This is a genomic window from Streptomyces sp. NPDC002566 (assembly GCF_042889585.1).
GTDB lineage: Bacteria > Actinomycetota > Actinomycetes > Streptomycetales > Streptomycetaceae > Streptomyces.
This window is the reverse complement of record NZ_JBIARD010000002.1, coordinates 491,443-509,510: the sequence shown is the minus strand read 5'-3', so window position 1 is coordinate 509,510 and position 18,068 is coordinate 491,443. Positions and strand designations below refer to the sequence as shown.

The 18,068-nt window shown below is 72.0% G+C and carries 18 protein-coding genes; 13 read left to right on the top strand and 5 right to left on the bottom strand.

Features of this window, described 5'->3' with window-relative positions:
- The first annotated feature begins 352 nt into the window (after positions 1 to 352).
- Genes ACFYXA_RS09460 through ACFYXA_RS09445 form a run of 4 tightly spaced genes read left to right on the top strand, consistent with a single transcriptional unit; the run spans position 353 to position 3,007 of the window.
- Entirely contained in the window at positions 353 to 727 is a 375-nt protein-coding gene (locus ACFYXA_RS09460; RefSeq protein ID WP_352248748.1) for a VOC family protein, read from the top strand.
- Between the two features lie 52 nt (positions 728 to 779).
- A complete protein-coding gene (locus ACFYXA_RS09455) occupies positions 780 to 1,322 on the top strand; it encodes a GNAT family protein (RefSeq protein ID WP_352248746.1) in 543 nt (180 codons plus the stop codon).
- A 16-nt stretch (positions 1,323 to 1,338) separates the two neighbouring features.
- Positions 1,339 to 2,184, top strand: a complete 846-nt coding sequence (locus ACFYXA_RS09450) for a barstar family protein (protein WP_389030153.1) — start codon at positions 1,339 to 1,341, stop codon at positions 2,182 to 2,184.
- Between the two features lie 52 nt (positions 2,185 to 2,236).
- The gene (locus ACFYXA_RS09445; protein ID WP_389031648.1) at positions 2,237 to 3,007 is read left to right on the top strand and encodes an SDR family oxidoreductase; all 771 of its coding nucleotides are present in this window, start codon (positions 2,237 to 2,239) and stop codon (positions 3,005 to 3,007) included.
- 50 nt (positions 3,008 to 3,057) lie between these two features.
- Here the strand turns inward: ACFYXA_RS09445 and ACFYXA_RS09440 are convergent, their stop codons facing one another.
- A complete protein-coding gene (locus ACFYXA_RS09440) occupies positions 3,058 to 3,939 on the bottom strand; it encodes an NAD(P)-binding domain-containing protein (protein WP_352248743.1) in 882 nt (293 codons plus the stop codon).
- 98 nt (positions 3,940 to 4,037) lie between these two features.
- Between ACFYXA_RS09440 and ACFYXA_RS09435 the strand changes: the two genes are divergently transcribed.
- Positions 4,038 to 4,400, top strand: coding sequence for a helix-turn-helix domain-containing protein (locus ACFYXA_RS09435; protein WP_352248741.1), 363 nt, complete (start codon positions 4,038 to 4,040; stop codon positions 4,398 to 4,400).
- Between the two features lie 188 nt (positions 4,401 to 4,588).
- Entirely contained in the window at positions 4,589 to 5,896 is a 1,308-nt protein-coding gene (locus ACFYXA_RS09430; protein WP_352248739.1) for an amidohydrolase, read from the top strand.
- Between the two features lie 11 nt (positions 5,897 to 5,907).
- Here the strand turns inward: ACFYXA_RS09430 and ACFYXA_RS09425 are convergent, their stop codons facing one another.
- From ACFYXA_RS09425 to ACFYXA_RS09415, 3 genes are all read right to left on the bottom strand, one after another.
- A complete protein-coding gene (locus ACFYXA_RS09425) occupies positions 5,908 to 6,363 on the bottom strand; it encodes a MarR family transcriptional regulator (RefSeq protein WP_352248737.1) in 456 nt (151 codons plus the stop codon).
- A gap of 169 nt (positions 6,364 to 6,532) precedes the next feature.
- Positions 6,533 to 7,555 carry a zinc-dependent alcohol dehydrogenase family protein gene (locus tag ACFYXA_RS09420; RefSeq protein ID WP_352248735.1) on the bottom strand — a complete coding sequence of 341 codons (1,023 nt, stop codon included), beginning with the start codon at positions 7,553 to 7,555 and terminating at the stop codon, positions 6,533 to 6,535.
- 103 nt (positions 7,556 to 7,658) lie between these two features.
- Positions 7,659 to 8,909, bottom strand: a complete 1,251-nt coding sequence (locus ACFYXA_RS09415; protein WP_389030146.1) for an MFS transporter — start codon at positions 8,907 to 8,909, stop codon at positions 7,659 to 7,661.
- A gap of 142 nt (positions 8,910 to 9,051) precedes the next feature.
- On the opposite strand from ACFYXA_RS09415, the gene ACFYXA_RS09410 reads away from it, so the two are divergent.
- From ACFYXA_RS09410 to ACFYXA_RS09390, 5 genes are all read left to right on the top strand, one after another.
- Positions 9,052 to 9,942, top strand: coding sequence for a helix-turn-helix transcriptional regulator (locus ACFYXA_RS09410; protein ID WP_389030143.1), 891 nt, complete (start codon positions 9,052 to 9,054; stop codon positions 9,940 to 9,942).
- An 87-nt stretch (positions 9,943 to 10,029) separates the two neighbouring features.
- Positions 10,030 to 10,932, top strand: a complete 903-nt coding sequence (locus ACFYXA_RS09405; protein ID WP_389030140.1) for an amidohydrolase family protein — start codon at positions 10,030 to 10,032, stop codon at positions 10,930 to 10,932.
- 213 nt (positions 10,933 to 11,145) lie between these two features.
- On the top strand, positions 11,146 to 11,739 hold the full coding sequence (locus ACFYXA_RS09400; protein ID WP_389030137.1) for a hypothetical protein: 594 nt from the start codon (positions 11,146 to 11,148) through the stop codon (positions 11,737 to 11,739).
- A gap of 216 nt (positions 11,740 to 11,955) precedes the next feature.
- On the top strand, positions 11,956 to 14,184 hold the full coding sequence (locus ACFYXA_RS09395) for an alpha-L-fucosidase (RefSeq protein WP_389030134.1): 2,229 nt from the start codon (positions 11,956 to 11,958) through the stop codon (positions 14,182 to 14,184).
- A 118-nt stretch (positions 14,185 to 14,302) separates the two neighbouring features.
- Positions 14,303 to 14,797, top strand: a complete 495-nt coding sequence (locus ACFYXA_RS09390) for a MarR family winged helix-turn-helix transcriptional regulator (protein WP_389030132.1) — start codon at positions 14,303 to 14,305, stop codon at positions 14,795 to 14,797.
- Positions 14,798 to 14,861: 64 nt separating this feature from the next.
- On the opposite strand, the gene ACFYXA_RS09385 is transcribed toward ACFYXA_RS09390, so the two are convergent.
- Positions 14,862 to 16,208 (bottom strand): jacalin-like lectin, encoded by a 1,347-nt coding sequence (locus tag ACFYXA_RS09385; RefSeq protein ID WP_352248721.1) that lies wholly within the window; start codon positions 16,206 to 16,208, stop codon positions 14,862 to 14,864.
- Positions 16,209 to 16,487: 279 nt separating this feature from the next.
- Between ACFYXA_RS09385 and ACFYXA_RS09380 the strand changes: the two genes are divergently transcribed.
- Complete coding sequence (locus ACFYXA_RS09380; protein WP_352248719.1) at positions 16,488 to 17,117, top strand: DsbA family protein; 630 nt, start codon at positions 16,488 to 16,490, stop codon at positions 17,115 to 17,117.
- 140 nt (positions 17,118 to 17,257) lie between these two features.
- Positions 17,258 to 18,064: an MBL fold metallo-hydrolase gene (locus ACFYXA_RS09375; protein ID WP_352248717.1), complete on the top strand. Its 807-nt coding sequence runs from the start codon at positions 17,258 to 17,260 to the stop codon at positions 18,062 to 18,064.
- Positions 18,065 to 18,068 lie beyond the last annotated feature (4 nt).

Genomic DNA, 18,068 nt, shown 5'->3' with positions numbered 1-18,068 from the left:
TCGCGGCGCGCCCGCGGGTTCAGGCCATGGTCAGATCGTACGGACGGCAGGCCGGCGCGGCCCGCGCCCGCGACACCGGCATCTCCGCGGCGACGCCCCCGCGGACCGCTCGCGCTGATCGGCTTGATGTGAACGGTGGCGACGCCGGCCCGCCGGGCGGACGCCGCTGCGCAAGGCGGTCGCGCACGTCCGGCCCCGCCCCGGCTGCCGGCCTCCGCCTTGGCCGGGAACCGGTGGTGCGCCCGCTTTCCCGGACGGCGGAACGCACCGCGCATGCCCGTCGGCGCGGCGGGTACCTCCCTCGCGTACGGGAGGCGTCGCATGAGCGGCGGAAGAGCGAGGAGTGACGCAGGTGATCCGAAAACTTCAGGCGATCGCGCTGGACTGTGCCGATCCGCTTCAGCTCGCGGAGTTCTACGCGGCTCTGCTCGGCGGCCGGGTGGTCCCCGACCCGGAGGAGGAGGGCTGGGTCGAGGTGCACGGATTCGAGGGAACGCCGATCGCCTGCCAGCGGGTGGACGGCTACCGGCCGCCCGAATGGCCCGGCCAGGACCGCCCGCAGCAACTCCACCTGGACTTCGACGTGGACGACCTCGACGGCGAGGAGAAGCGGGCGCTCGCTCTGGGCGCGACCGTGCTGGAGCGGACGGATCAGCTCCGCCCGGGAGCCAACTGGCGCGTCTACGCGGACCCGGCAGGGCACCCGTTCTGCCTCTGTCTGCACTGAGGGGTCCTATATCCGGTTGCCGCAGGTCGGCCCGGCCGGATAGGAAGCTCGCATGCTGAAGGGCGGCAAGGTCGGGCTCAGGGCCCGGCACGAGGACGACATCCCGGTACTGCGGGCCGAACTCTACGACGACGTGGTCAACTCCTCGCGGGCGGCGGCCGCCCCGTGGCGGCCGGTCACGCCCGGTCCGAACGACCCGCGGTTCGTGGTGGACGACACGGACCACTCAGTCGTGCCGTTCTCGGTGGTGGAGCTGGAGGGCGGCGCCCTGGTCGGCACCGCGACGCTGTGGGGCGTCGACACCCACCACCGCTCCGCGCACATCGGTCTGGGACTGCTGCCGGCCTCACGCGGCAAGGGCTACGGCACCGACGTGGTCGCCGTGCTGTGCCACTACGCGTTCGTCGTGCGCGGTCTGCAACGACTGCAGATCGAGACGCTGTCGGACAACGCGGCGATGCTGCGCTCCGCCGAGCGCAACGGCTTCGTCCGCGAGGGCGTGCTGCGCTCCTCGGCCTGGGTGCTCGGCGAGTTCCTCGACGAGGTCCTGCTCGGCCTCCTCGCCCGGGACTGGAAGCCGGGTTCGGATCACTGAGACGGGGGTCGCGGAAGTGTCTGCGCTTTCAGGGGACGTGCGGTCGGGGACATCGAGGCTGGATGGTGAGGGGCAGAAGTACGCGCTGACCTCGGACGAGGACGAGGCCGACTTCTGGGGCTTCGCGCACGAGGCCGACGGGCTGTTCACAGTTCTGCCGGACGAGGAAGGCACGCGCCGGGTACGCCTGACGGGCTGCCGCCCGCAGGGGGGACTGCTGAAGAGCGTCGGCAAGGTCGGCCGCCGGGGCGCGTCGGCGGGGAGCGCCTGGATCGCGGTCCTCGACGCCGAGGGCGCCACCATGGGGTCCTACTTCGCCGGCGGGCTCACCGTCGTGGACGTACGGCCCTCCACCCGCGGAGCCGGCCTGCTCGACATCACGGTGACACTGTGGTGCGAGGACGCCCTGCCGGGAGCGGAACGGGTGTGGGACCTGATCCGTGCGGGCGGTCCGACCCGCACCGGCATGTGGCACGACCTCGCCCTCGCGGACAGAGGAGCGTGGTTGTCCGTGGCGCTGTTCTCCTCGGACTACCGCCGCGCCGGCCGGCCGGACGCGCCTGCGGGCCATGAGTACGTCTTGGACGGCCGGCACGTCGTCGACATCGGCAGCTTCTACTGCGCCATCGGTGAAGCCGTCAACGGGCCCGGCGGATACTTCGGTTGGAACCTCGACGCTCTGGACGACTGCCTTCGCGGCGGCTGGGGCGCCACTGCTCCGTTCACTCTGCGCTGGGAATCCATGGCGGCGTCCCGAGCGCGGCTGGCGGAACGCCGACGCGTCGACGACCGCGACATCGCGCTGTTCGACCTGCTCCTGAACATCTTGGAAGAGCGGGGCGTCGACGTGGTGGGCGGGTGAGGACCGAGCAGTGGACGGTGAGCGCGTGGTCGATGAGGCGGGGCGGGGCGAGCTGGGGGATGTGGGGGAGACGGGGCGGCCGCTCGTTCTGGTGACGGGGGCGGGGCGGGCGGCGGGGATCGGGGCTTGCGTGGTCGTCGACCTGGCCCGGGCCGGCTGGGACGTGGCGTTCACCTACTGGACCCCGTACGACGCGCGGATGCGGTGGGGTGTGGAGCCGGGCGCGCCCGAGGAGTTGTGGGAGCGGGCGGCGGCCCTCGGGGCGAGAACGCACGCCGTCGAGGCCGATCTGAGCGACCCTGCCGTACCGGCTCGGCTCTTCGACGGCGTCGAGCGCGAACTGGGGAACGTCACCGCGCTGGTGCTCTGCCACTGCGAGTCGGTCGACTCGGGCCTGCTGGACACCACGGTGGAGAGCTTCGACCGTCACTACGCGGTCAACGCGCGGGCGACGTGGCTGCTGATCCGGGAGTACGGGCTGCGGTTCCGCGGGCGGCGCGGCAGCGGGCGGATCGTCAGCCTGACCAGCGACCACACCGCCGGCAACCTGCCCTACGGGGCGAGCAAGGGCGCGATGGACCGGATCACGCTGGCGGCGGCCCGCGAGCTCGCCCACCTCGGAGTGACGTGCAACGCGATCAACCCCGGTCCGACCGACACCGGTTGGATGACCGAGGAGCAGAAGGCGGACCTGGTCCGCCACACGCCCCTGGGGCGCCTCGGTGTGCCCCAGGACTGCGCGCACCTCGTCACCTTCCTCTGCTCCGCGGAAGGGGGATGGATCAACGGCCGGCTCCTGCACAGCGACGGGGGCCTCGGGTAGTCCTCCCGCGGTGAAGAGGGCCGTTGATCACGGTGAGGCGTCGGGGTCGGTCAGCGCGCCAGCAGGTCGACCACGCCCGTCAGGCCCTCCTCACCGCTGCCCTCGGCCAGCCGGCGGCGCATCAACTCGAAGTAGGGCGTGAGCAGTTCGGGACTTACGCCTTGCTCCTCGGCGGTGCTCAGGAAGGTCGGCGTGCCGGCCACCTGCATGCCGAGACCGGAGACGACGCCCTTGGTGTAGTCGCCGCCGCGCAGATGGTCGGCGGTCTGGTGGACCGCCGGCGCCATCGCGACGAGCCAGTCCGCGAGCAGCGGGGCGAACGAGGCCGGGTCGATGTCCTCCTTGCGGATCAGGGCGAAGGCGTGCGCGGCCCCGGCGAACATCCCGTACATGGCGCTGAGCAGGGCCACGTCGTGCAGGGCCGCGAAGCCCGCGTCCTCGCCCACGTAGACGGTGCCGACCGGGACGCTCAACGTGTCGTGGTGCCGCTCGAACAGTTCCCGCGAGCCGCTGTAGAAGACGTAGCCGCCGGCTTCCGGTACGCCGACCATCGGAGGGACGGCCATGATCCCGCCGTCCAGACAGCGGGCCCCGCGCGCACGGGCCCACTCGGCGCGGGCGCGGGCCTGGGCGGGGGTGCTGGTGGTCAGGTTGACCATATCCGTGCCGGTCAGGTCGACGCCGGCCAGCGCCTCCCCGACCGAGGCGTCGTCCAGCAGGCAGACGACGACCAGGGTGTTCGCCGCGACCGCCTCGGCGGCACTGTCCGCGACCCGCGCCCCCTCGGCGGCGAGCGCAGCCGCTCGGGCGGGGGTGCGGTTCCAGACGGTGAGCCGGTGGCCCGCGGCCATCCAGGCGCGGGCGAACGCGGCGCCCATCGCACCGAGGCCGAGCAGGGTGAGGGAGGTCTTCTCAACAGGGTTGCGTGTCATGCCGATTAGGCTGGTCTCGGGCCCGGCGGTGATCAAGTACGCACTTGGGAGTGGGTGGTTACCCCGGGGTGAGCGAGCACGTCAGAGGGGTGGGACACATGGCGACGCTGAACCGGCCGGGCGCGCCGGACGGTCATGTCTGCGGGATCGACACGGCGATGGAGGTGATCGGCGGCAAGTGGAAGGTGCTGATCCTCTGGGCGCTCCATGAGCGTCCTCACCGCCGTTTCGGCGAGTTGCGCCGACTCGTGCCGGGGATCACCGAGAAGGTGCTGGCCTCGCATCTGCGCGAGATGGAAGCGGACGGGGTCGTGCGGCGGATCTCCTACGACGAGGTGCCGCCCCGGGTGGAGTACTCGCTGACGGCTGACGGCACCCGCCTCAACGAGGCGCTCCAGCCGCTCGCCGCCTGGGGCCGCGAACGGGGAACCGCCATGACACCGACAGTGAGTGACGGGTAGTCAAGTCCTGTCCGCAGAACGGGGGATGACTCGTCCTGGGGGTGCTGCCCCCACCCTCATATGGTGGCCGGCCGGATGGGCGGCGGCGATCGCGGACGGCGATCATGTGGCATCACCTCGCGGTGACGCCCCGCCGACCGACTCCCGGTTCGGCACGGGGCTCACCCGAACCGTCTCCTGGGGGAATCATGGATCGTCCGAGGGAACACGGCCTCGCACGCCGTACGCTGCTGGCCGGTGCGGCGGCACTGGGCGCGGGAGCCGTATGGGGGACCGCGCACGGGGCCGCCGCCGGCGAGTGGCCCCGGCCGGTGGACCAGGCGTCGGTGGACACCCAGGCGGCGCGACTGAGTCGCGGGCTGATCGCGCTGCGACGCGACATCCACCGGCACCCCGAGGCCCCGGGACAGGAGCAGCGCACCGCCGCGCTCGTGGCCCGGCGACTGCGGGCGGCCGGACTGACCGTGACCACCGGGGTCGGCGGGCACGGTGTCGTCGGCGTCCTGCGGGGCTCGCGTCCGGGCCGGACGGTGGCGTACCGGGCCGACATGGACGCCGTCCCGCCCAAGGACATCGTCGGGGGCGGCCCGGCGCCGGCCCACCTGTGCGGGCACGACATCCACACCACGGTCGCCGTCGGCGTCGCCCAGGTCCTCGCACGGCTGCGGAGACGGCTGGCAGGGACGGTGGTCTTCCTCTTCCAGCCCGCCGAGGAGTCGCTGTCCGGGGCTCGCGCGCTGATCGACGCGGGCGTCCTGGAACGCACCGGCGTGCAGGAGATCCACGCGCTGCACTGCGGGCCGTTCCCCGTGGGCCGGTTCGCGGTGACCGGCGGCTTCGGGATGCCGGGCCAGGACAAGGGTGAGGTGATCCTGTCCGGACCGGACGCGTCCGACGCCGCCGTACGACTGGCCGCGGCTGTCGGCGGGCTCGCCACGGTGGCACTGCCGCAGACTCCCGCCGACCTGGAACGGATCATCGACGAGGTCCGGACGCCCGACGGGCCGCTGACCCGGTTCGTGGCCGCCCGTGCCGTGGCCCAAGGGCCCAAGGTGAGCGTGTCCTACCGCTGCTGGCCCGAGGAACGGTACCGGGAAGTGCGTGACGCCGTCCGGGACCTGGCCGCGTCGTACCCGGGCGCCGAGGTGAGGTTCCCCGCAGAGCCGTTCCCCGCCATGATCTGCCCGGAGCCCGAGGGCCGCATGCTCGCCGGCCATCTGGGGCACACACTCGGCCCGGAAGCGGTCACCCGACTCCATGCCGCGTTCCCGCCCTTCAGCGGCGAGGACTTCGCCCTCTATCTGGCCCGCGTCCCCGGCACGTACACGTTCCTCGGCGTCCGGTCTCCCGGAACCCCCGTCACCGCGGGCTACCCGCACTACCCCGACTTCGCCCCGGACGAGCGGGCCATCGGCCTCGGCGTGCGGGCGATGGCAGGCTGGCTCGCACAGCGCACGCTCGACGCGGACCGGGCCCGCGAGTCCTGGCGGCGGTGAGGAGAGCGGGCTCAGGCGTCGCGCGCCGCTTCTTCCACGCGGTTCAGCAGCGCCCGGAGCCGTGCGGCGTCGTCCGGGCCGAGGGCGTCGGTGATGCGGTGCTCGATGTCCGCGATCACTTCGTCGGCCGCGCGCAGCACCTCGCGTCCGTCGTCGGTGAGGTGGAGCTCCTGCACATGGCGGTGGCGCGGGTGCTCGCGCCGTTCCAGCTGGCCGCGGCTCTCCAGACGGGCCACCAGCGAGGCGACGGCCTGCGGGGTCACGTTGAGGCGGCGGGCCAGCTCCGCGCCGGTCAGGCCGGGCTCGACGTGCACGGAGATCAGGAGCGTGTAGTGCGAGGCGGCCAGGCCCAGCGGGCGCAGCCGCTGTTCCTTGCGGGCCTGCGTCGCCAGCTCGGCGCGACGCAGCGCCCAGCTCACCCGGTCCAGCGCGCCCTTCCCGACCGGCTCTTCCTCGTGTCGTGTCACGGGAGCAGAGTACGGCACTTCATCACTGTCAAGCGTTTGTCCCCTGTCCGCCCTGTCCGCCCTGTCCGCCCTGTCCGCCCTGCCGACCGCAGGACGACCGGCCCGCCCCGTACCCCGAGAGGTGCGAGACGGGCCGGTCGCGTGGACGCCGGGATGTGCGCGGGCCGGGTCAGAGGGTGAGCAGGACCTTGGTGGCGCGGCGCTCGTCCATGGCCTTGTAACCCTCCGCCGCCTGCTCCAGCGGCAGGGTGAGGTCGAAGACCTTCCCGGGGTCGATCTCACGGTCCCAGATGAGCCGGATCAGCTCGGGCAGGAAGCGGCGCACCGGGGCGGGCCCGCCGAGCGTGTGGATGCCGGCGAAGAACAGCTCGATCCCCGGGATGCTCACGTCGTAGTTCACGCCCACGTAGCCCAGGTGCCCGCCGCCGCGGGTGGCGCCGACGGCCTGCATGAACGACTCCTGGGTGCCGACCGCCTCGATCACCGAGTGCGCGCCGAGCCCGCCTGTGAGCTCCTTGATCTTCGCGACGCCCTCGTCCCCGCGCTCCTCGACGATGTCGGTCGCACCGTAGTGGCGGGCCAGCTTCTGCCGCTCGGGGTGGCGGGACATGGCGATGATCCGCTCCGCGCCCAGCTGCCTCGCGGCCAGGATCGCCATCAGACCGACCGCGCCGTCGCCGACGACCGCGACGGTGTTGCCCGGCCCGGCCTCGGCGGCGACGGCGGCGAACCACCCGGTGCCCAGGACGTCGGAGGCGGCCAGCAGCGCCGGGACCAGCTCGGGGTCGGGCTGCCCCGGCGTGGCGACGAGCGTGCCGTCGGCGTGCGGGATGCGGGCCTTCTCGGCCTGGGTGCCGATCCCCGCGTGGACGAACTCGGCGTGCACGCACTTGGACTGGAACCCGGCCCGGCAGATCTCGCAGGTGTTGTCGGAGATGACGAACGACCCGACCACGAAGTCCCCGGGCTTGACGTTCCTCACCTCGGAGCCGACCTCCTCCACGACGCCGACGTACTCGTGGCCCATGAGGGTGTGGTCGGCGGGCTCGACGCCGCGGTAGGGCCACAGGTCCGAGCCGCAGATGCAGGTCGCGGTCAGTTTCACGATCGCGTCGGTGGGCTCGACGATCTCCGGATCCTCGCGCTCCTCGACCCGGACGTCTCCGGCCTTGTGCATCACTACTCCACGCATGACTGCCTCTCCTTGCTCTCTTGCTGTCTTGCTCTCTCGCTTTGTGCTGCTTGCTTCTTGTCCGGTGTCCGCCGCTCGTGCGAGGGCACCGCGAACGGCGGCCCTACAGACGTGCGGTCACCGCGCGGCGGCGGCCGGCGAGGGCGATGGCCGTGGTGGGGACCAGGGTCAGCGCGGCGACGGCGGTGCCGACCGCGGCCGGCCCGGTGACCCCCAGGGCCGAGTCGAGCGTGAGGCCGGCGGCCCAGGAGCCGGCCGCGGTGCCCAGGTTGAACGCCGACACCGTGAGCGCCGAGCCCAGGGTGGGCGCCCGCCCCGCGTACCGGACGGCCAGGGAGATCAGCACCGGGTTGGCGCCCAGCCCGAAGAGTCCCAGCAGGGCGATCAGCGCGACCGTGGGCACGGCCGAGCCGCCCAGCAGGCAGACCCCCAGCAGGATCACCGTGGTGGCCGCGGCGGCCGTGATGGTCGTCGCGTAGGGCCGGACGTCCCCGAGCCGGCCCCCGAGGAGGAAGCCGGCCAGCGCGCCCGCGCCGAAGCCGACGAGCACCAGCGGCACCAGCCCGGCGGCGAGCCCGGTCCGGTCGGTGAGCAGCGGCGCGATGTACGTGTACGTCGACAGCACACCGCCGGTCGTGGTCGCGCAGGCCGCCAGCGCCAGCCACAGCCGGCCGGAACCCAGCGCGGACAGCTCAGACCGGACCGACACCGCGCGCTGCCCGCCCTCGTGCGGGACATGGCGCACGATCAGCGCCGTAGCGGCCGCTCCGAGGGCCGCCAGCGCCCAGAACGGTCCCCGCCAGCCCATGACCTGCCCGGCGAAGGCGCCGAGCGGCACCCCGACGACGTTGGCCAGCATGGCGCCGGAGCCCACCACGCCCACGGCGCGCGAACTCGCGGCCGGGCCGGCGACACGCGTGGCCACCACGTTCGCCACCGCCCAGAACGCCCCCGTGGCCAGCGCCGTCAGGAACCGGGCCGCGAGCAGCGTCATGAAGCCGGTGCCCAGCGCGACGACGACGTGTCCGGCGGCGAAGACGCCCAGGGCGAGGACCAGCGTCCAGCGCGCGGGCAGGCGGAGCGTCAGCATCGCCGTCAGCGGCGCGCCGACGATCATCCCGACCGCGAAGACCGTGATCATCAGACCGGCCCGGCCCACGCTCACCTGGAGGTCGCCCGCGATCTCCGGCAGCAGGCCCGCCACCACGAACTCGGTGGTGCCCATCAGGAACGTGCCGAGCGCCAGCACGTAGACGACCACGGGAAGCCGGGTCGGGGCGGGACTGCTCCGGTCGGACGGTTCGCGCCGCCCGACGCCGGTGTCGTCGGGCTTCTGGAGGATCGCTCCTCGCATGGTGGTGCTTCAACTCCCTCACGGTCGTGACTGCGGCTGCGCATCCCAGGTAAGCGGGCGCGCCCAGGGGGAGGAAGGGTGGGTTTATGGGGGGTACAAGCTCGACCTCCCTTGTGCGCGGCTCGTGCCTACCGTTGAGGACATGGACAACCGCTCCGACAACCGCGCCGACATCCGGGACTTCCTCGCCAGCCGGCGCGCCCGGATCACGCCCGAGCAGGCCGGGCTGCCCAGCAGCGGACGGCGCCGGGTCCCGGGGCTGCGCCGCGAGGAGGTCGCGGTGCTCGCGGGCGTCAGCACCGACTGGTACACGCGGCTGGAGAAGGGCCACATCAACGGTGTGTCCGAGGACGTCCTGGAGGCGGTCGCCCGCGCGCTGCAACTGGACGACGACGAACGCACCTATCTGTTCGACCTGGCCAGGGCCGCGCAGCCGCCCAGCCGCACGCCCCGGCGTCGCAAGGCCGTCGACATCCCGGCCCGTGTGCAGTGGCTGCTCGACTCCGTGACCCTGTCCGCCGCCTTCGTCACCAACGGACGCCTGGACATCATGGCCACCAACGCGCTCGCCCGCGCCCTCTTCGCGCCCGTGTTCAACAGCGCGACCGTGGACGACCGGGGCCGTCCCAACTTCGCCCGCTACTACTTCCTCGACCCTGGCTCGCGCGACTTCGTCGACGACTGGGAACGCGCGGCCGCCCTCACCGCCGCCCTGCTCCGCGCCGAGGCCGGGCGCTGCCCGAACGACAAGGGGCTGCGCGAACTCGTCGGGGAACTGTCCACACTGAGCGGCGAGTTCCGCACCCTGTGGGCCGCTCACGACGTACGGATCCACCACGGAGGCGTCAAACGCTTCCGCCACCCCGACGCCGGCCCACTGGAACTCACCTACCAGCCCCTGGACCTGCCCCTCTCCGCCCGCGAGGCGCACGCCCTGACCATCTACACCGCGGAACCGGGCAGCCCCGACGAGGAACGCCTCCGGCTCCTCGCCAGTTGGACGGCCGAACCCACGGCGCACGGACGCGACTGACTCACGGGGGTGCGGCGACAGGACTCACTCCACTCGGTTCCCAGGAGCGGTGGACCCCTCGCGCCCGTCTGGACCATGGTGGGCGGCATGAACGATCACAGTGAGGGACCGGTGGGGGCGGAGGCCGGGGAAGCTCGCCGCTTCTGGGGCGGGCTCGGTCTGCCGGGGCTGGTCGACGTCCACACGCACTTCATGCCCGAGCGGGTCATGCGCAAGGTCTGGGACTACTTCGACGCGCTCGGACCACTGACCGGCGGACTGGACTGGCCGATCACCTACCGGCACGAGGAGGACCGGCGGACCGAGCTGCTGCGGGAGTTCGGCGTGCGGGCCTTCACCGCGATGCTCTACCCGCACAAGCCCGGCATGGCCCGGTGGCTGAACTCATGGGCGGTCGACTTCGCCCGCCGCACCCCCGACTGCCTGCACACCGCCACCCTCTACCCCGAGCCGGGGGTCGAGGCGTACGTCAGGGAAGCCGTCGAGGCCGGCGCGCGCGTCTTCAAGGCACACGTGCAGGTGGGCGCGTACGACCCGGCCGACGAACTCCTCGACCGCGCCTGGGGGTTGCTGGCCGACGCCGGGGTCCCTGTGGTGATCCACTGCGGCTCCGGGCCCGCGCCCGGCAAGCACACAGGACCCGGACCCGTCGGACAGGTGCTCGCGCGGCATCCCCGACTGGCCCTGATCGTCGCGCACATGGGCATGCCCGAGTACGAGGACTTCCTCGGCCTCGCCGAGCGCCACCGGGAGGTGCGGCTGGACACGACGATGGCGTTCACCGACTTCGGCGAGGCGCTCATGCCGTTCCCCCGCCGGGCCCTGCCCCGGCTGGCCGCGCTCGGCGACCGCGTCCTGCTCGGCTCCGACTTCCCCAACATCCCCTACCCCTACGTGCATCAACTCCGCGCACTGGAACGCCTGGACCTCTCCGAGGACTGGCTGCGGGCGGTGTGCCACGACAACGGGGCGCGGCTGTTCGGGCTGTGAGAGGGCGCCGCTCACCCGTCGGCGCCGGCGTCGAGTCGGTGGTCCGCCCGGATGTAGGTCTCGGACAGCAACTCCAGTGAGTTCGTTGTCTGTTGGCTGTGGCACGATCCCTGCGGGGGTGTGCTCGACCAGCACTGTGTCAGCACAGCAGAAGACGACGCGTCCGGCACACCCCGGCTCCAGTCCACCCCGGATGAACGGACCCCTGCTTCCATGACGACCGACGTTCTCCCCACCGAGTCCGCACTGGCGCGCCGCGTCACCGACTGGCTCGAGCCGAAGAACTGGATCATCGCCGTCACGCTGCTGGTCGGCTGGCACACCGCGCGGTGGACCGGCGTGGCCTGGGGAGCCGTCGGGGCGTTCTTCGCCGCCGTCGTGCCGCTCGCGTTCATCAAGTACGGTATGCGGAAGGGGTTCGTCGGGGACCGGCACGTCGGCGCCCGGCCCGCACGGCTGGTCGTCATGTCCCTCGCCCTGCTCTCCGTCGCCGCAGGCATCCTGCTGATGGTCGCCGCCGGCGCACCCCGGACGATGACCGCCCTCATCGTGACCATGCTGGTGTCGCTGACCGTCCTCGTCGCCATCACCTTCGCCTGGAAGATCTCCGTCCACCAGGCCGTCTCCGCGGGAGCCTGCGCCATCCTCGTGCAGACCTACGGCGTGTGGACGGCCGTCGGCTTCCTGCTGGTCGTCCTCGTCGGCTGGTCCCGGGTCGAGCTGGGGGACCACACGCGCAACCAGGTCGTCGCCGGCACGATCCTGGGCGCCGTCGTGGCCGCGACGGTGTTCCAGCTGACCCGCTGACAGGGGAAGGGGCACTGTGTCGGGCCTCCCTGAATGATGGGATGTATGGACCGAGCCGCCTTGGGATTCGTGGTTCACTTCTGTGGGCTGGGGTGCCTTGATGGGCCAAGGGTGGTGGATGCTTCCGCGAAGGGGGAGCGCGCGATCGCGAATCCATCCCATCAATATCGGGCCGGATGGTTGACATGAGCGACACGCATGGCCGACCTTCGTGGCATGTCCAATGGAACCAGCAGACGTCACTTCCTCGCCGGCGCCACCTGCGTGGCCGCGGCCTCGGTCGCAGGAGGCGCGGTCGGCGCGGGAGGCGCCCAGGCGGCGCCCCGCTCCTACACGCCCGACTGGGACTCGGTCGACCGGCACCGGCCGGCCCCGGAGTGGTTCCAGGACGCCAAGTTCGGCATCTACTTCCACTGGGGAGCCTTCAGCGTCCCCGCCTACGACAACGAGTGGTACCCGCGCCAGATGTACATCGACGGCCATGTGGCCAACCGGCACCACATCGCCACCTACGGCCCGCCCGAGGCGTGGCCGTACCGCAACTTCATCGACGGGGGCGAGGACCTCGAGGGCAACACCGTGGGGTTCGCACCCCGACCGAGGTCGGCGGGCGGCGCGTTCGACCCGGAGGAGTGGGTGCGGCTGTTCGTGGACGCCGGCGCCCGGTTCGCCGGCCCCGTCGCCGAGCACCACGACGGCTTCTCGATGTGGGACAGCGAGGTCAGCGAATGGAACTCGGTGGCCAGGGGCCCCCGGCTCGACCTGCTGCGGCTGTTCACCCGCGCCATCCGCGCCGAGGGCCTCAAGGTGCTGGTGGCCATGCACCACGCGTACCACTACAACGGCTTCTTCGACCATGTGCCGGCGCAGACCGACCCCAGCCTCAAGAAGCTGTACGGGCAGCTGGACGCGACCGAGGAGAACCAGCTCTGGTTCGACAAGCTGAAGGAGGTCGTGGACCGGGCCGAACCGGACATCCTCTGGCAGGACTTCAAGCTCGACGCCGTCGACGAACAGCAGCGGCTGAACTTCCTCGCGTACTACTACAACCGCGCCGACGACTGGGGCAAGGAGGTCGTCGCCACCTACAAGGACGGCCTGAACGACCGCGGCGCCGTCTTCGACTACGAGCGCGGCGGCCCGGCCGACCTCACCGCCCCGTACTGGCTCACCGACGACAGCATCTCCGACTCCAGCTGGTGCTACACGCAGGGCATCGGCTACTACAGCGTCCAGCAGATGATCCACTCGCTTCTCGACCGGGTGAGCAAGAACGGCAACGTCCTCCTCAACATCGCGCCCATGGCCGACGGCACCGTCCCGCAGGCGCAGAAGGACATCCTGCTGGGCATCGGCGACTACCTGAAGCGCTTCGGCGAGTCGGTGTACGGCACCCGCGCGTGGACGACGTACGGCGAAGGCCCGACCAAGATGGGCGGGGGCTCGTTCACCAAACCGACGGCCGGCACCGCGCAGGACATCCGCTTCACCCGGAACAAGGCCAGTACGGTCCTGTACGCCACCGTGCTGGGCTGGCCCGGCAGTTCGCTGAACGTCACCACGCTCGGCTCGGACCGGATCGACCTGTCGACCCTGAGGTCGGTGCAGTTGCTCGACCACACCGCGGGCCGCTACATCGATCTGGCCACGCCCGTGCAGGACGCCGCCGGGCTGAGGGTGACGCTGCCGTCGGCGGCGCCGTTCGACGCCCAGGCGTACGTCCTGAAGTTCCGCTTCTCCGGCGGGATCCCGGCACTGCGGCCCGAGCGCGGCGCCGTGGTCTTCGAGGCTCCCCACTACGGCGGACCCGGCGTGGTCCTCACCGTCGGCGACCACACCGCCGAAGACCTCGAACGCGCCGGTCTGCGCCGCCGCGGCCTGTCCTCGCTGCGTCCCGCCCCCGGCTACCAGGTCGTCGGCTACTCCGGCGACGACTTCACCGGCGCCTCCTGGACCTTCACCGCCGACAGCCCGGACCTGCGGCTCACGGGCGACGACAAGATCACCTCGCTCAGGGTGCAGTTCCAGCCGTCCGCCCACTTCCGGATCACCAACGTCACGGACCAGCTGGCCCTGGACGGCGGCGGTGACGTCGCCGCCGGCTCCGACCTCAAGCAGTGGACCTGGGACGGCAGCCCCAACCTCCAGTGGCAGGCGGGCGCCGTCGGCGGCGGCTACTACAAGCTCGTCAACCGCGCCAACGGCATGGTCGCCGACGGCTGGGGAGCCGTGTCCGACGGCGCCACCGCCCGCCAGGCCGTCTGGAACGGCGGGCCCGACCAGCAGTGGACCATCACCCACCGGGGCGACGGCCGCTACTCGATCGCCAACCGCACGAGCGGCCTCGTCCTCGACGGAGGGGGCAAGGTGCCCTCCGGCTCCGTCACCAAGCAGTGGACGTACGACGGCAGCACCAACCTCATGTGGACCTTCACGCTCCTGTGAGGCCTGGCTCCCGCCCCCCCCGCTGCCCGCCGATCGCCGGTGAACGGCAGGCAGACGTCCGCCGTACGGGATGATCGGTGGACGGGGTGGGAGCCGAGAGGAAGGAAGTGTCGCCGTCGTGGACGAGCACGCGGAGATCGCGACGCCCGAGGAGGCGGCCAACAACGCGCTGATCCTGGCCTTCGGCCGGTTGCAGGGGGCCGCCAACCGGCTGGAGTACATCCTCGGCCGGGCTCTGGAGACGGAGTGCGGGATCAGTCACCTGGTGTACGAGGTGCTGCTCATCCTCGGCCGGGCGGGCGAGCCCGGACTGTCGATGCGGGCGATCGCCCAGGAGCAGGTCCTCACCACGGGAGGGGCGACCCGGCTGGTGGACCGGATGGAGGCGGCGGGGCTGGTCGAGCGGGTCGAGGACCCCGGCGACCGGCGCGGGCGGCTGGTGCGCCTGACGCCGCTGGGGCAGGAGACCACGGTCGTCGCCTCAAGGGTGCACATGGAGAACATCCGGCGCTACTTCCTCGCGCCGCTGCCCGCCGAGGACCGGGACAGGTTCGCCGACAACCTGCGCGTGCTCAGCCACGCGGCCCGGGACATGCTGCCCCGGCTGCCCTGAGGGCCCTTCGGTGCGCCGTCACCGCCGACGCGGACTCGCGTGGCGGCGACGGCGCACCGGCGCCTCAGCGCTTGGTGTAGATGAAGCCCAGCTTGTCGACCTCGTCGCCGCCGCGCCCGTGGAACCCGGCGATCTGCCAGCCCGACGGCGCGGTGCGGGTCACGCAGTCGGAGGTGGTGGTCCCGCCGGACAGGTTCCTGCCGAGGTTGGTGGTGAACTTGGCGGAGAAGATCCGGGTGCGCCCGTCCTTCTGCCCCTGGCACAGCTGGGCGGAGGTGAGGTACTCCCCGCTGCCCAGGGCGAGGGACGACGCCGTGCCGCCGGTCCCGCCGTGGGTGAGGACCTTCCCGTCGCCGAGGGTCAGGGATACGCCGTCGACGCGCGCGCCGCTGCGCAGCGTGATCCCGGCCGGGCGCGCGCCCGCCGGAACGGCGTCGACGTCGTTGTAGTAGTCGCCGTGCGGGCCGCCGAACTGGTCGCTGAACTGGAAGGCCGCGTTGCGGGACCAGGCGAGGTCGACCTTGACCGGGTCGTGGTCGGACAGCATCAGGCCCGCCTCGTTGAGGAACTTGGCGTGCTCGTTGTTGTAGGAGGTCGCGTTGAGCGAGACGAGCTTGCTGCCCCGGTACAGGACCTTGTCCACGATCTCGCAGGTGTTGGGCACCGTGGGACCGCTCTGGTCGCAGACCAGGGCGTCGCTGCCCTTGGCGGGCGGTGTGCCGCCGCGGACGAGCTGCACCCAGGGGTCGGTCAGGCCGTTCGCCGCCGCGAACTCGGCGATGGTGTCGCCGGAGCGGGTGTAGCGGGTGTTGGTGTCGCCCATGACGACGACGGCGTTGCCCGCGGAGTGGGACTTGATGAAGGCGGTGAGCTGGTTGAGGTTGTCGGCGCGGGAGGCCAGGTCGCCGGGGTTGGTGCCGGCGTTGGTGTGCAGGTTGTAGAAGTCCACGTACACGCCCTCGGCGAGGCGGTGGCGGATGAACGTGAACCCCTTCGGCGTGAGGCAGTCGCCGGAGTCGAACTGGCAGGAGTTCCAGCGCGCACGCTCGAAGTCGTCGGCGTCGTACGGCAGTTTCGACAGGGTGTTGAGCCCGCTGCCGATGCCCGCGCCGCCGCTGGTGGGGGTGCGGTACGCGTGCGCGGTGTCGCCGGCGTACAGCCGCGCGTGGTAGTTGAAGTCCTCCTGGACATGGACGATGTCGTACGGCGCGATCCGCTGGCCGATGGCCGTGGTGGCGGGCTCGCGGGGCGTGGGCGCGCTGGAGATGGCCTCCGGCAGCCCCGCCACGTTGTAGACGAGGACGCTGAACGAACCGGAGGCCGGGTCCGCGGCGGCCGCGGGGGAGGCGTCGGCGACGAAGCCGCCGAGTACGGCTGAGGCCGCCACGACGCTGGTGAGAAGTCGGCGCATGAAGCGGAACTCCTGAGAACGGGGAGTGGGCGGGCGGAACTTACCGCGGGTAACGGGACGGTGCCCGCGCTTCCGGCGAGCGAGACCGAATCTTGACCGGCCGGTCCGTACCAGGTGTGCACCGCGGCCCCCGGGTGTGCGGCGCCCCGGCGCTGGCGGCGTGCACCGGTGTGACGACCGACACCCGATCATGGAAATATCTGACGTGTCAGGTACTGTTGTGTCAGGTGAACCGCCCGCGGCAGCGCGGGCCACGACACCGAATCTGCCGAGGTCCCCATGAAGCTCGTCTACGTCTTCGACGCCTACTGCGGCTGGTCGCACGGGTTCTCCGCGACGCTGAGCGACCTGGCGTCCCGCCACCCCGAACTCCCCGTGGACGTCGTCTCCGGCGGCCTGTTCACCGGCGAACGCCGGGTTCCGATCAGCCGGTTCGGCTATGTCCAGGGCGCCAACGCCAAGATCGCCGAGCTGACCGGCGCCGAGTTCGGCGAGGCGTACGAGCGGCTGATCGCCGACGGCTCGTTCGTCATGGACTCCGAGGCGGCCGCCCGCGGCGTCGCCGCCCTGCGCGGGGCCGCCCCCGAGCGGGCGGCGGAACTGGCCGTCGCCGTGCAGCGGGCCTTCTACGTCGACGGACTGAGCCTGTCCGACACCGCCACCTACCGGAAGGTCGCCGAGAGCGCCGGGCTGGACGCGGACGCCGTCACCGCCGCCTTCGAGTCCCCCGAGGCCCGGACCGCGGCCGAGGCCGACTTCGCGCGGGCCGCCGGGCTGGGCGTCGAGGGATACCCCACCCTCCTCGCCGTCGACGGCGACCGTGCGGCCGCCCTGGCCCGAGGCAGCGCCACCCCCGACGAGGTGGAGCGGCGGCTCGCGGCCTTCACCGCGGCCTCCCGCACCTCCTGACCACCGCCGCCATCCCGTGACCACCGCCCCCGTCCCCTGACCGTCGTCCCCTTTCCCGTCCCCGACCTTCGCTCAGCCCCCTGACCGCCCTGCCCGTCCCCCCGGTCCGGTCCCCGCCGGGCCGACCCGAAAGGAACGTCATGAGCACTCTCTCCTTCAAGGTCCTCGACCTCGACTTCCCCGCCGGCAGCAAGAACAAGACCGCCACCCTGGTCACCGGTGAACACGAGGCGCTGCTGGTCGACGCCGCCTTCACCCGCGCCGATGGCCACCGCCTGGCCGCCGAGATCCTCGACTCCGGCAAGAAGCTCACCACGGTGTTCGTCAGCCACGGCGATCCCGACTTCTACTTCGGCGCCGAGGTCATCGCCGACGCCTTCCCCGAGGCGCGGTTCGTCGCCACCCCGATCGTCATCGAGCACATCAAGCACTCCTACGAGGGCAAGCTCAAGGCCTGGGAGGCACTCGGCCCCAACCTGCCCACCCGCCTGGTCGACCTGGAGCCCCTCACCGGCGACCTCACCCTCGAAGGCCACCGCTTCGAGCTCAAGGGCGGCCCCGCCGGACTGTCCGACCGCCACTACCTGTGGCAGGCCGAGCACCGCGCCCTCCTCGGCGGCGTCCTGCTGTTCCAGAGGGAGCACGTGTGGGTCGCCGACACCCCCACCTCCGAGGACCGCGCCGTCTGGATCGGCCTGCTCGACGAGATGGCCGCCCTCCGGCCCGAACTGGTCGTCCCCGGCCACCGCCTCCCCGGCGCCCCCGCCGACGCCTCCGCCATCACCGCGACCCGCGACTACCTGGTCGCCTTCGAGGAGGAACTGGACAAGGCCGCCGACGGCGCCGCGCTCACCGAGGCCCTCGTCGCCCGCTACCCGGACAACGGCATGCTGATCGCCGCCCAGCTCGGCGCGAAGGTCGCCAAGGGCGAGATGAAGTGGGGCTGACCGG

What these genes read in the sequence shown, in the direction of transcription:
- ACFYXA_RS09455 (WP_352248746.1), top strand. Translation starts at nt 780, where the DNA reads ATGCTGAAGGGCGGCAAGGTCGGGCTCAGGGCCCGGCACGAGGACGAC.
- ACFYXA_RS09440 (WP_352248743.1), bottom strand. Translation starts at nt 3,939, where the DNA reads ATGACACGCAACCCTGTTGAGAAGACCTCCCTCACCCTGCTCGGCCTC.
- ACFYXA_RS09435 (WP_352248741.1), top strand. Translation starts at nt 4,038, where the DNA reads ATGGCGACGCTGAACCGGCCGGGCGCGCCGGACGGTCATGTCTGCGGG.
- ACFYXA_RS09430 (WP_352248739.1), top strand. Translation starts at nt 4,589, where the DNA reads ATGGATCGTCCGAGGGAACACGGCCTCGCACGCCGTACGCTGCTGGCC.
- ACFYXA_RS09420 (WP_352248735.1), bottom strand. Translation starts at nt 7,555, where the DNA reads ATGCGTGGAGTAGTGATGCACAAGGCCGGAGACGTCCGGGTCGAGGAG.
- ACFYXA_RS09415 (WP_389030146.1), bottom strand. Translation starts at nt 8,909, where the DNA reads ATGCGAGGAGCGATCCTCCAGAAGCCCGACGACACCGGCGTCGGGCGG.
- ACFYXA_RS09410 (WP_389030143.1), top strand. Translation starts at nt 9,052, where the DNA reads ATGGACAACCGCTCCGACAACCGCGCCGACATCCGGGACTTCCTCGCC.
- ACFYXA_RS09405 (WP_389030140.1), top strand. Translation starts at nt 10,030, where the DNA reads ATGAACGATCACAGTGAGGGACCGGTGGGGGCGGAGGCCGGGGAAGCT.
- ACFYXA_RS09400 (WP_389030137.1), top strand. Translation starts at nt 11,146, where the DNA reads ATGACGACCGACGTTCTCCCCACCGAGTCCGCACTGGCGCGCCGCGTC.
- ACFYXA_RS09395 (WP_389030134.1), top strand. Translation starts at nt 11,956, where the DNA reads ATGTCCAATGGAACCAGCAGACGTCACTTCCTCGCCGGCGCCACCTGC.
- ACFYXA_RS09385 (WP_352248721.1), bottom strand. Translation starts at nt 16,208, where the DNA reads ATGCGCCGACTTCTCACCAGCGTCGTGGCGGCCTCAGCCGTACTCGGC.
- ACFYXA_RS09380 (WP_352248719.1), top strand. Translation starts at nt 16,488, where the DNA reads ATGAAGCTCGTCTACGTCTTCGACGCCTACTGCGGCTGGTCGCACGGG.
- ACFYXA_RS09375 (WP_352248717.1), top strand. Translation starts at nt 17,258, where the DNA reads ATGAGCACTCTCTCCTTCAAGGTCCTCGACCTCGACTTCCCCGCCGGC.